Annotated in this window: 11 protein-coding genes; 9 read left to right on the top strand and 2 right to left on the bottom strand. The window is 38.0% G+C overall.

Going from position 1 to position 13149, the window contains the following annotated elements:
* The 5 genes from QNH29_RS16815 (at position 1) to QNH29_RS16795 (ending at position 7302) form a co-directional block, all read left to right on the top strand.
* The gene (locus QNH29_RS16815; RefSeq protein WP_481858838.1) at positions 1-1191 is read left to right on the top strand and encodes an ornithine--oxo-acid transaminase; all 1191 of its coding nucleotides are present in this window, start codon (positions 1-3) and stop codon (positions 1189-1191) included.
* 68 nt (positions 1192-1259) lie between these two features.
* Positions 1260-2525: a Glu/Leu/Phe/Val family dehydrogenase gene (locus tag QNH29_RS16810; protein WP_283865659.1), complete on the top strand. Its 1266-nt coding sequence runs from the start codon at positions 1260-1262 to the stop codon at positions 2523-2525.
* A 196-nt stretch (positions 2526-2721) separates the two neighbouring features.
* A complete protein-coding gene (locus QNH29_RS16805) occupies positions 2722-4092 on the top strand; it encodes a sigma-54 interaction domain-containing protein (RefSeq protein WP_283860528.1) in 1371 nt (456 codons plus the stop codon).
* 230 nt (positions 4093-4322) lie between these two features.
* The gene (brnQ, locus tag QNH29_RS16800; RefSeq protein WP_283860527.1) at positions 4323-5654 is read left to right on the top strand and encodes a branched-chain amino acid transport system II carrier protein; all 1332 of its coding nucleotides are present in this window, start codon (positions 4323-4325) and stop codon (positions 5652-5654) included.
* Positions 5655-5700: 46 nt separating this feature from the next.
* Positions 5701-7302: an amidohydrolase gene (locus QNH29_RS16795; RefSeq protein ID WP_283860526.1), complete on the top strand. Its 1602-nt coding sequence runs from the start codon at positions 5701-5703 to the stop codon at positions 7300-7302.
* Between the two features lie 48 nt (positions 7303-7350).
* Here the strand turns inward: QNH29_RS16795 and QNH29_RS16790 are convergent, their stop codons facing one another.
* Positions 7351-8718 (bottom strand): aldehyde dehydrogenase, encoded by a 1368-nt coding sequence (locus tag QNH29_RS16790; RefSeq protein ID WP_283860525.1) that lies wholly within the window; start codon positions 8716-8718, stop codon positions 7351-7353.
* A 143-nt stretch (positions 8719-8861) separates the two neighbouring features.
* Here QNH29_RS16790 and QNH29_RS16785 point away from each other — a divergent pair, with 143 nt between their 5' ends.
* Positions 8862-9110 (top strand): hypothetical protein, encoded by a 249-nt coding sequence (locus QNH29_RS16785; protein WP_283860524.1) that lies wholly within the window; start codon positions 8862-8864, stop codon positions 9108-9110.
* A 30-nt stretch (positions 9111-9140) separates the two neighbouring features.
* On the opposite strand, the gene QNH29_RS16780 is transcribed toward QNH29_RS16785, so the two are convergent.
* Positions 9141-9746 (bottom strand): TetR/AcrR family transcriptional regulator, encoded by a 606-nt coding sequence (locus tag QNH29_RS16780; protein WP_283860523.1) that lies wholly within the window; start codon positions 9744-9746, stop codon positions 9141-9143.
* A 216-nt stretch (positions 9747-9962) separates the two neighbouring features.
* Between QNH29_RS16780 and QNH29_RS16775 the strand changes: the two genes are divergently transcribed.
* Genes QNH29_RS16775 through QNH29_RS16765 form a run of 3 tightly spaced genes read left to right on the top strand, consistent with a single transcriptional unit; the run spans position 9963 to position 13086 of the window.
* Positions 9963-11099, top strand: coding sequence for a CaiB/BaiF CoA transferase family protein (locus QNH29_RS16775; RefSeq protein WP_283860522.1), 1137 nt, complete (start codon positions 9963-9965; stop codon positions 11097-11099).
* Between the two features lie 21 nt (positions 11100-11120).
* Complete coding sequence (locus QNH29_RS16770) at positions 11121-11888, top strand: 3-hydroxyacyl-CoA dehydrogenase (protein WP_283860521.1); 768 nt, start codon at positions 11121-11123, stop codon at positions 11886-11888.
* Positions 11889-11931: 43 nt separating this feature from the next.
* Positions 11932-13086, top strand: a complete 1155-nt coding sequence (locus tag QNH29_RS16765; RefSeq protein WP_283860520.1) for a thiolase family protein — start codon at positions 11932-11934, stop codon at positions 13084-13086.
* Positions 13087-13149: the final 63 nt, after the last annotated feature.

The following is a 13149-nucleotide window of genomic DNA, read 5'->3' as shown; positions in this document are numbered from 1 at the left end:
ATGAATAAAACAACAGAAATTATCGAACAAACACAGAAATTTGGCGCTAATAACTATCATCCACTTCCAATCGTAGTTTCAAAAGCAGAGGGAGTATGGATTGAAAGTCCAGAAGGGAATCGTTATATGGATATGCTGAGTGCCTATTCTGCGGTAAACCAAGGACATCGTCATCCTAAAATTATTCAAGCCTTAAAAGACCAAGCAGACAAGGTAACGTTAACTTCACGTGCATTTCATAATGACCAGCTCGGCCCCTGGTATGAAAAAATTTGTAAATTAACCAATAAAGAAATGGCACTTCCGATGAATACAGGTGCAGAAGCGGTTGAAACTGCTCTTAAAGCAGCACGCCGATGGGGATATGATGTAAAAGGAATCGCTGAGAATCAAGCTGAGATCATTGCTTGTATAGGTAACTTCCATGGAAGAACGATGGGTGCGGTGTCCTTATCTTCTGATCCTGAATATAAGCGCGGCTTTGGTCCAATGCTTCCAGGGATTAAGCTCATTCCTTATGGGGATATTGAAGCATTAAAAGCTGCAATTACACCTAATACAGCTGCATTCTTAATTGAGCCAATTCAAGGTGAAGCAGGTATTATCCTTCCTCCTGATGGATTCTTAAAAGCAGCATCTAATTTATGTAAAGAAAACAATGTATTGTTTATTGCCGATGAAATTCAAGTTGGCTTAGCTCGGACAGGAAAAATGTTTGCGACTGAATGGGAAGAAGTGACCCCAGACATGTTAATTTTGGGAAAAGCTTTAGGTGGCGGAGTATTCCCAATTTCATGTGTAGTGGCCAACTCAGATATTTTAGGAGTATTTAATCCAGGCTCACATGGTTCCACTTTTGGAGGAAATCCACTTGCTTGTGCCGTGTCAATTGCAGCATTAGAAGTAATTGAGGAAGAACAACTAGCTGAACGTTCAAAGGAGCTAGGTGCATACTTCTTAGAACAATTAAAAACAATCACTAATCCTGTGATTAAAGAAATAAGAGGCAGAGGTTTATTTATCGGTGTGGAACTGACAGAAGAAGCAAGACCATACTGTGAGCAATTAAAGGAAGAAGGTTTATTATGTAAGGAAACACATGATACCGTTATTCGTTTTGCTCCACCACTTGTAATTACGAAGGCAGAAATCGATTGGGCAATTGAGAAGATTACTAAAATTTTCGCTTAAAAAAAGATTTCATATCCCACTAAACTAAGAGGTGTCTAGCCATGTCAGTTAAGACAGTGATAAATGAAATGTCAAAAGAACAACAAAAGGAAAAAGAATCTTTAAACTTATACTATTCTACACAAACAGTGATACAGGAAGCGCTAAATAAGCTAGGTTATAATAACGAAATGTACGAATTATTAAAAGAACCGATTCGTCTATTAACCGTTCGAATCCCTGTTCGTATGGATGATGGTACCGTAAAAGTATTTACCGGGTATCGTTCGCAGCATAACGATGCAGTTGGACCAACAAAGGGCGGTGTTCGCTTCCACCCAGATGTAGATGAAGCTGAGGTAAAAGCCCTGTCGATTTGGATGAGCTTAAAGTGTGGAATTACGAATCTTCCGTATGGCGGCGGAAAAGGCGGTATTATCTGTGACCCTAGAAACATGTCCTTCAGAGAACTTGAGAGATTAAGCCGCGGATATGTTCGTGCAATCAGCCAGATCGTTGGACCAACAAAAGATATACCTGCTCCGGATGTTTATACGAATTCACAAATTATGGCATGGATGATGGATGAGTACAGCCGTTTGCGTGAGTTTGACTCACCGGGATTTATCACGGGTAAACCACTAGTTTTAGGCGGTTCACATGGACGTGAAACAGCGACTGCTCGTGGTGTTACCATTTGTATAAATGAAGCAGTTAAGAAGATAGGAAAAGAATTACATGGAGCTCGAGTGGTGATCCAGGGTTTTGGAAACGCGGGAAGTTACTTAGCTAAATTTATGCATGATGCAGGTGCGAAGGTCGTCGCTGTTTCCGATGTATACGGCGGGATTTATGATCCTAATGGACTTGATATCAATTATTTGCTTGATAGAAGAGATAGCTTCGGTACGTTCTCAAAGCTTTTCAATAATACGATCAGTAATAAAGAATTACTTGAATTAGACTGCGACATTCTAGTGCCTGCGGCAATTTCAAATCAAATCACCGAAGAGAATGCTGCTAATATTAAAGCAAGTATTGTCGTTGAAGCAGCAAACGGACCAACCACACTTGAAGCGACAAAGATTTTAACAGAACGAGGTATTCTTCTCGTACCAGATATTCTTGCCAGTGCAGGCGGTGTAACAGTTTCTTATTTTGAATGGGTGCAAAATAATCAAGGGTACTATTGGACAGAAGAAGAAGTAATGGAAAAACTTGAGAAAGTAATGGTTAGTTCTTTTGACAATATTTATCAATTAGCTGAGACCCATCAAGTGGATATGCGTTTAGCGGCCTATATGGTTGGAATAAAGAAAGTAGCAGAAGCCTCCCGTTTCAGAGGCTGGGTATAATAGTAGAATTAAAAAATACTCTTTTCTTTAAAAGGAAAGGGTATTTTTTTATTAATGAGCAGAAAGAATCTGCTGCTTTTAAATTCCATTTTCTTTTTTAAAATTTTACTTTATACTAATATAATTAAATTGATTGAAAGTTTGCATTAATTCAAATAAATGATGTTAAATCATTGTCTGAAAGGAGGCTGCCCTTTTGAAAATTAAAATTGAAGATTTTAAGCACTTAACGGATTTTGACAATATTTTAGTTTGTGACGAACATGGGGTTATCATTTTTTACGATTTAGTTGACCTTAATGTCCTTAGGCAAATTGGGCTTAGACCGGAAGATTTTATGGGAAAGCATATTACGACATTTTATAAAAACCTAACAAAGGAAAATAGTACGATCATGAAGGTGCTAGCTGAAGGAGCAGCAGTAACGAATGTTAAACAAGAGCTCATTACGGAATTTGGGAATACTGTAATGACTGTTAATTCCACCTACCCGATTATCGAAAATGAGCGAATTGTTGGAGCGATTGAATTCTCCAAACACTTTTATACAAAGGAAAATATAAATTCACTGGATAAATTGGCTCATCATAAGGTGTATCGGAAAAATAATACATACTATACCATCGAAGATATCATTAGCATTAATCCAAAAATGGAAATGATTAAAAATAAAATAAAACAGATCGCTAGAACAAATTCAACCATCTTAATATATGGGAAAACAGGTACTGGTAAAGAAATGATTGCTCAGTCCATTCATAACTTAAGTGACCGTTTTGGAGGACCTTTTATATCTGTAAACTGCGGTGCGATTCCGCCGAACTTATTGGAAAGTACCTTATTCGGTACAGTGAAGGGAAGTTTTACAGGTTCCACTGATATGCCGGGGTTATTTGAACAAGCTGAGGGAGGCACTCTGTTTTTAGATGAGGTAAATTCACTAGATATTTATCTCCAAGTAAAACTATTAAAAGCAATAGAAGAAAAAATGATAAGGAGAATAGGTGGCAATCGAAACATTCCCTTAAATATAAGAGTAATATCAGCAACTAATGAAGATCCAGATCTATTAGTATCGGAGAAAAGATTAAGGGAAGATCTTTTTTACCGCCTTGGTGTAGTCCAAATCGATTTACCACTGTTAAATGAAAGAAAAGAAGATATCGAAAGCTTACTTACCTATTATATTAATTTTTATAATAACCATATGAACATCATCATCGAAGGTGTGGAAGACGATGTTTTAGAATGTTTTAAGCGCTACCATTGGCCAGGAAATATACGAGAGCTTAAGAATGCGGTAGAAACGGCATTTAATCACGCGACTACTCATCGTATAACAATGGATGATATTCCAAAGAGAATGAAAGAATTTAACCAGTCCCTACCAGTAAAAAGGGTAGAACCGAGCACACACTCTTTGAAAGAAGCTGTTGAACAGTACGAGAAGGAATTGATTAGCTGGGAATTAAACGGAATGAACGGAAAAATCACTGAGGCAGCGAAAAGGCTAGGGATATCAAAACAATTATTAAAATATAAAATGGACAAGTATCATTTAAATTAAATAAAGAATGAGTAAAAAAAATTTTACGGGTACGTAAAATTTTTTTTACTTTTATGGCGATATATCAATATTTTTCTTAGGAAAGCTCGATTTTATTGTATTAAAAAACTTGGTACGAAATTTGCATTATTGAAAATAAGGCAATAGTTAATTTCAAAAAAATATGAAAAAAGGGAGGGTTTATAAAAAATAAGTTTTTCTAAATTTAAATTTGCAAAGGGGAGTAAGGGATGAAAACAAACAACATAATGAGAGATAGTATTATTTTTGGCTTTGCCTTTTTTGCTGTATTTTTTGGAGCAGGGAATTTAATATTCCCTCCATCGATTGGTTTTGCTTCAGGATCAGAGTGGCCGTTGGCTTTAGTTGGTTTTGTGCTTACTGGTATTGTCCTTCCATTATTAGCTCTGATTGCGGTATTAAATGCAGGAGGTAAATTTGAAAATTTAACCAATCCAATTAGTCCATGGTTTCATAAAGCATTTAACCTTATTTGTATGGTTTTTATCGCGATGCTTGTTACGGTACCGCGAACTGCCGCCACCACACATGAAATTGGTGTACGTACACTTTTTCCTGATTTCCCGGTGTCAGGTACGATGATTATTTTCTTCGGTCTTAATTACTATTTTGCTATGGATAAATCAAATCTATTAGATAAGGTTGGAAAGTTCTTAACTCCCGCATTATTTGCTATTCTCGTATTTATTGTATTGAAAGGTACTATGGATCCAATTGGGGAACCGATTCATACTAATCTCGAAAACTCTTTTAGTCATTCCTTCTTAGGAGCATATCAAACAGGGGATGTTTTTACCGGACTATTATGTGCTTCCGTCTTTATCGCAAGTATTGTGGGGAAGGGGTACACCAAATCTACAGATATGCGGAAAATTGTTATAAACGGAACAGTTATAGCTGGAATGGGTCTATTAATCGTATATGGAGGATTGCTCTATTTAGGAGCAGAAGGCAGCGGCTTGTTTTCAAAAGACATTGAAAGTACAGCTTTACTAACAAGACTTATTAATCAACTACTAGGTGATTATGGTACGATTGCACTTGCTGTAGCTGTCGCATTAGCCTGTCTTACAACTGCAATCGGGATTACAGCAGCCATTGCTGACTTCCTCAGCCAATTAACAAAAAATAAAGTTAGTTACAAAACTTGGGTGATATTAATCTGTATTTCAGGTGTCTCTGTGGGATTAATAGGAGTGGAGAAAATTATTAGCTTCTCACTTCCATTATTTTTAGGGTTATATCCCGTTTCTATATTATTAGTCTTTCTAGGGATATTTCGTAAATATATTCCCAATGCAGGTGCGTATAAAGGTTCTGTTATCTTAACCGTATTAATTAGTATATTTGAAACATTAGGAGCCTTTGGTATGAAGGTTTCATTTGCAAATGTGTGGATTTTAAGGATTCCTTTAAGTGAAGTTGGATTTGCTTGGCTGCTGCCAGCTATTATTGGGTTTATTGCCGGTGCAGTTATTCATACCTTAGGTTCAAAAAATGATAAATATGGAATAGATATAAATTCTGTTAACAATGAGTAATGGTAAAACAAATAGTTAAGTGCATCGAGAGGAGATTTATAAGCTAATGACAACTTTTATTAATGGTAAAATCTTTACTTCGAATTCTAATCAGCCAATCGCAAATGCAATGGTGGTCCGAGAAGACAAGATTGTTTGGACAGGAGATCAGTCGGAATTAAAGAATATAGAAGGAGAAATCAAAGATCTTAATGGAAAATGCGTACTTCCCGGACTCATTGATGCCCATTTACATCCGTTATATTTAGCAAGCGCTGCCAAACAAATTGCCTGTACTGCGCCTAATGTCAATTCAATTGCAGAGTTAAAGGAAAAAGTAAGAAAGCTGCGAGCTGTACAAAGCCCAGATATATGGATTGAAGGATGGGGATATGATGAAGGTAAGTTACTGGAGCGGCGTTCACCAACACGGTGGGATTTAGATGAAGCTGCAGCAGATGTCCCTGTCATTATCACTCGAACCTGTGCACATATTGTTGCTGTTAATAGCAAGGTATTGGAATTAGCAGGTATTTCGAAAAATACACCTGACCCGCAAGGAGGAAAGATTGATCGAGATGAAAATGGTGAACCGACAGGGGTTTTGCGTGAAAATGCAAAAGACTTGGTCACCGAGATAATGCCGGTAAAGACCCATGAAGAAAATGCTGAATTGTTAGCTGAATTAAGTCCAATTTTACTCTCAAAAGGAATAACAGCGATTTCAGAGCTTATGGGTAAGGCAAATCCTGTAGATTACTATGAAATGTATAATCTTGCAGCGAAAAAAGGGTTAAAACAACGAACGGTTATTCATTATGAATGGGAAGATTTAAAAGGTAAGAGCCTTTTAACGGGTGAATACACAAATAAACAGCGACAAATATACATTGGTGGTATTAAATTATTTTCAGATGGAAGTGTATCAGGACAAACGGCATGGGTAAACCCTCCATTTTTAGGGAATGGGGATAATTATGGTATTCAAATGACAACTAAGGAAGAGTTATTAGCTGCCAAAGAAGCTGCAGTAGAAAATAATGTTCAATTGGTTGTCCATGCGATGGGTGAACAGGCGATTGATTTAATCATTGATACATTTTATGGTACAGAAGGCTGGTTAAAGGATACACCATCCATCCGGATTGAACATGCCGCAATGCCGACACCTCGGGCACTTAAAAAGGCTGCCGAAACTGGAATTGCCTTTGTTACCCAGCCCATTTTCCTTTTTGCAGAAATCGAAAGTTATTTAAAAAACTTAGGAATAGAGCGGACTAAATTAACGTATCCTTTCCAATCCATGTTAGAAGCTGGAGTGAAGATAGCCTTTTCATCTGATGCACCAGCGACAGCATGGTCTGATCCTGTAAATCCATTCGTTGGTATTAAATCTGCAGTTACTCGAAAAGCATATGATGGAACTGATACAGGTCAAGATCAAAAGATAGATATTGAAACTGCGATTACCCTATATACTAGAGCCGCACAGGAGATATCTGGAATTCCTTATATCGGCCAATTAACGCCTGGTTATCAAGCCGACTTTATCATTCTGGATCAAGATATTCTTGAAATAGATCCAGAAAAAATAGATGAAATAAGAATACTAGAAACCTATATGGGTGGTGAATTGGTCTATCAGCGTGAGGGAGTAACAAATAAATAAGACGAAAAAAGCCTTGTAGTCACTTATCTGCAAGGCTTTTTAACGTTATTATTTAATAAAGCGTTTAATTTGTTTAAGTGCGTCTTTACGATTTGGATATCGGAATGGTAAATCAAAGGTAGTCGTTTGTTTTAAGATACTTTTCTGGTGGGAGAAAACATCGAAGCTGCCCCTGCCATGATAGGCACCAATTCCACTTTCACCAACACCGCCAAATGGAAGGTAAGGTGAACTTAAGTGCATAACAGTATCGTTTATACATCCGCCACCAAAAGAGATAGAATCTAAGATGGTATCTTGAAATGCCTTGCTTTCTGAGAAAATATAAAGAGCTAATGGTTTAGGGTGTTCATTAATTTTTTGAATCATGGCAGCTTCTTGATCATATTCAAGGACAGGGAGGACGGGGCCGAAAATTTCCTCCTGCATCACTGGGTCATCCCATGTTATACTGCCAAGTACGGTCGGCTCAATTGTAAGTGTATCCTTAGAATAATTGCCGCCATGAATAATTTCTCCGCTCGATAGTAAACCTGTGACTCGATTAAAATGACGTTCACTTACGATTCTTGTAAATTCACCATTTTTGACGATTTCCTCATATAGCTCATTAATCGTTTCTTTGAAGGTTTTTAAAAATTCTTCCTTAATATCGTTGTGTACGTATAAATAGTCAGGAGCCACACAAGTTTGACCAGCATTGATAAACTTACCCCAGGCAATCCTTTTTGCTGCTAATTTAAGATTCGCGTCATGGTGTACGATACAAGGACATTTCCCGCCTAATTCAAGCGTAACAGGTGTTAAGTGCTTTGCGGCCGCTTCCATGATTACCTTTCCAACAGCAACACTTCCAGTAAAAAAGATATAATCAAATTTTTCTTTTAATAATAACTGCGTGGTTTCGGCATCACCTTGGACGACAGAAACGTACTCTTCAGGAAATGTCTTATTAATAAGATCTGCCATAAGCTTTGATGTTTCTGGTGTTAGTTCAGATGGTTTAAGCACCGCACAATTCCCCGCAGTAATCGCACCAATTAGAGGAGCGATAGCTAATTGCAAAGGATAATTCCAAGGAGAAATAATTAATGCTATCCCATATGGTTCAGAATAGATATAACTCTTTGATCCTATTTGAGTCATTGCCGTCTTTACTTTTCTCGGTTGTGTCCATTCTTTAATATGTTTGAGAGTAAAGCGGATTTCCTCAAGTAATATACCCATTTCGCTTATATATGAGTCAAAGTCACTCTTATTTAAATCTTTTTTAAGTGCCGCCATAATTTCAGTCTCATGTGAGCGAATCATGTTTCCTAACGATGTTAATGCTTCTATTCGATATGATACATCTTTTGTTTTTCCGGTTTGAAAGAAATTACGCTGCCTTTTCAATAAATCACTAAACCCTTCCATAAGCGCACCTCCTCCTAAATAATGATATTTTAACACAACATATTTTAATAACCAGTTTTGATTGAAGCTAAATGGAATAATTTTGAATGAATAAAAATTATCGGAGAATACTATGATTAAATACCAGTAAAAGGAGATAGCAAATGTCTATTGAAACAGGAATGAAATATCAAATTTCTCAAAACATCAAGGGGAATTTTAATTCGGCTGAATCGTTGACGGTTACCACTAACAATGGGATTACCGTTCAATTTACACTAGAGGATGGAAAAGGTCATGGGTCGATGCCGCTGGATCATTTACACTATTTATTAAAGCGATCCAACCTTACCCCAATTACTTCTAATAAAAGAGTGTTATTAAATACAGATCATGAAGAGAAAATAGGCTGACAGCAAACCCTCCATGTATGACAAGGAGGGTTAAATATTTTCTTTTTCTGTCATTAACATTTTTAATAAATTGTCAGCATAGGCTTCAGAGATTTCTTCTGCACTTTGAGGGCCGTTTTGATCGTACCATTCTTGAATCCAGTTAAGGGCACCCAAAATAATTAAACGTACCATTCTTACGTCAACTGCAGCAAATACCTGTTTATCAATACCCTCCTGAATAATTCTATCAAAATAGTGAGAGTAACTTTTTTTCAGCGCCAGAACTTCCTGTAGTTGCTCTTCTGAAAAATTATGATTTGGCTTTGATAACGCTATGAACATTGATTTTTCACTAGTTGCAAGTAGAATATGTTCTTTAATCGCACATCTTAGCTTTTCGATTGGGTTACGATCACTTTCGATTACTTGCTCAATACAATCCAAACAGATTTCCATAATCATTAAATGGCATTGATACAGAAGGTCATCCTTATTTTTAAAATAGTAATACATCGAACCTTTTGTCATTAGAAGTTTGGCAGCTATTTCTTCCATCGTCGTTCCTTGGTATCCTTTTTCAACTAAAACAGCCGCAGCCGAACGGAGGATTTCCTGCTTTTTTTTCACCATCTTTTTTGCTCTGAAAGAGGACATGTTTTTTTACCTCCTAACTCTATAAACTATGTAATCTATCTATAATTGACCTATTGATTATATTTTTAACTCTTTGTTTAAATATAGGCCACCCTTTTTGAAAAATCAATGGAATTTGAACTTGGGTTTAAAAAATAAATCAATTGTAAAATTTTAAGAATATTGTTATTATTTAAAATATGGGTGCAAACGCTCACAAGAAAAGGAGATGATAGTTTGTTACCTCTTGAAGGTATACGAGTACTTGACCTCACAAGGCTTCTTCCTGGCCCCTATTGCTCTTTATTACTGGCTGATTATGGGGCAGATGTGATAAAGGTAGAAGATCCTAATATTGGAGACTATGCCCGCTGGTACGAGCCAAGAGTAAATGATGATCAAAGTGCCATGTTTATCTCATTAAATCGCAATAAACGCAGCATTACTCTAGACCTTAAAGATGAAAAGGATAAAGATGTGTTTATTTCTTTAATGAAAACAGCAGATGTCCTGATAGAATCATTCCGTCCTGGGGTTATGGACCGTCTTGGTCTAGGATATGAGGAACTAAAGGTACATAATCCAAAACTGATTTATTGTGCAATAACCGGTTATGGTCAATCCGGTCCGTATGCAAAAGAGGCTGGCCATGATTTGAATTTCTTGAGCTATTCAGGAATGCTGCATTTACAAGGTACTCCAAATGAAAAGCCGCTTATCCCGTCCGTTCAAATTGGAGATATAGGCGGAGGAGCATTGATGGCTGCAGTGGGAATCCTGCTGGCAATTATTGAAGCAAAAAAGTCGAACAAAGGACAATTTGTCGATATTTCTATGCTAGATGGTGCTCTTTCATGGATGCATACGATTCTGCCCAACTATTGGACTACCGGCGAAATGCCTAAGCGTGGGGAACTAACTTTAAATGGCGGTAAAGCATGTTATGAGATTTATAGAACAAAAGATGGTCGATTCCTTTCCGTTGGCGCACTTGAATATAAGTTTTGGAAGAATTTTTGCCGTGTCATCGGTAAGGAAGAACTGATTCAACAACTCAATGAACCCCTAGAACAGCAGTGCATAATGAAGCAGGAAATTCAAACAGCCATCCAACAAAAAACATTAACCGAATGGCTTGAACTTTTTGATGGTATTGATGCCTGTGTCTCCCCAGTCTTAACTCCAGAAGAACTCGCAGATCATCCGCAAATTAAACATCGTCATATGATTGAAAACATCACCCACCCAGAAATAGGAGTAATGAAACAAATAGGGAATCCTATTAAACTATCAAATTCAACTGTTACAACAAGGGTGCATGCACCCGGTCTTGGGGAACATACAAAAGAAATTTTAAAAGAACTAGGTTTTTAAGAAGAGGAAGGGGAAAGGGATATGAGAATACAAGATTCTATTGCTTTGGTTACAGGTGGTGCATCCGGACTAGGAGAAGCAACAGTGAGGAATATTGTGAAACACGGCGGTAAGGCAGCCATTCTTGACCTCTCTGAGGAAAAAGGCTCGGCGTTAGCAGCGGAACTAGGCGAGAATACTGTTTTTTTCAAAACGAATGTAACAAGTGAGGAAGATGTACAACGTGCGATTGATTCTACGATAGCTCAATTCGGCAGCATTAATACGGTGGTGAATTGTGCAGGTATTGCTGTTGCCGAAAAAACAGTAGGCAGAAGCCAAGCGCATAGTTTTGAAAATTTTAAAAAAGTGATTGAGATTAATTTAATAGGTACCTTTAACGTCATTCGCCTAGCTGCTGTCAAAATGGTGAATAATCAACCCAACGAAGAAGGTGAAAGAGGAGTAATTATTAATACTGCTTCAGTTGCTGCATTTGATGGTCAAATTGGTCAAGCAGCTTACAGTGCCTCTAAAGGTGGTGTTGTTGGAATGACATTGCCAATTGCACGCGATTTAGCGAAGTCTGGGATTAGGGTAATGACGATTGCGCCTGGCATCATTGAAACACCGCTTTTCGCTTCATTGTCTGAGCAGGCTAAAGCTGCCTTGGAATCCCAGGTTCCATTCCCATCCAGACTCGGACGACCATCTGAATATGCTCAATTAACTCTGTCGATTATTGAAAATGTCATGCTTAACGGAGAAACCATACGTTTGGATGGCGCCATTCGTATGCCGCCTAGGTAAACTGATTTTTTACTCTTAAAATATAAAAATTGGAGGAAACACTATGCGTGAAGTTGTTATCGTTGAAGGAGTTCGTACACCGGTAGGAAAAAGAAAAGGTCTATTAAGCAACGTTCGTCCAGATGATTTGGCCTCAAAAGTTTTAAAAGAATTAGTAAGTCGTGCGGGCATTTCATCTGGAATCGTACAGGACGTCATCATGGGCTGTGTCTCACAGGTGGAAGAACAAGGTATAAATATAGCACGTAATGCAGTATTAATGGCGGATTTTCCAATTCAAGTACCAGCGACCACTATTGATCGTCAATGCGGATCAGGTCAGCAAGCGATTCATTTTGCAGCCCAGGCCATTCTTAGCGGGGATATGGATATTGTCATTGCCGGGGGAGTAGAAAGCATGACACGTGTTCCTCTTGGTTCGACTCGTCAACATTCAACAGCCAGTGAAGAGCTTACATCAAGGTATGAACTCATTCATCAAGGTTTATCGGCAGAAAGAATTGCTGATAAGTGGAGATTTACACGTACCCAGTTAGATGAATATTCAGTAGAAAGCCACAATCGTGCGTTAAAAGCCCAAGAAGAAGGCAGATTTGACAGAGAGATTATGCCTTTAGAGGTGACTTTAGAGGATGGAAGTAAGGTGGTAGTGAAGCAGGATGAAGGACCTCGTAAAGGTTCCACAGTGGAAAAATTGTCCACGTTAAAAACAGTCTTTAAGGAAGATGGAAAAATTCATGCAGGTAATGCCAGTCAAATGAGCGACGGTGCTGCTGCGGTTTTATTAATGTCTCGGGAAAAAGCGGAAGAATTAGGACTTAAACCTCGATTCCGTATTATAGCACGTTCGGTAGTAGGTTCTGATCCAACATTGATGCTGACAGGTCCCATCGAAGCGACTCGACAAGTCCTTGCCAAAGCTGGGCTGACAATTGAGGATATGGACACCTACGAAGTAAACGAAGCTTTTGCTCCGGTGCCAATGTGCTGGTTAGAAGAAATAAAAGCGGATCCTAAGAAATTGAATCCTAATGGGGGAGCCATTGCTCTTGGTCATCCTCTAGGTGCAACCGGTGCAAAATTGATGATCTCGATGATGCATGAATTAGAAAGAACAGGCGGGCGCTATGGCTTACAGGCAATTTGTGAAGGCGGAGGTATGGCAAACGGAACCATTATTGAGAGAATCAGCGAATAACAAATTGTATTGATTAAGCAGCAAAAAAATTCTTTTTTGCTGCTTATTTCTCTTACATAGAAA

Source organism: Neobacillus sp. DY30, from assembly GCF_030123065.1.
GTDB lineage: Bacteria > Bacillota > Bacilli > Bacillales > Cytobacillaceae > Neobacillus.
This window is presented reverse-complemented; position numbering and strand designations above follow the sequence as displayed.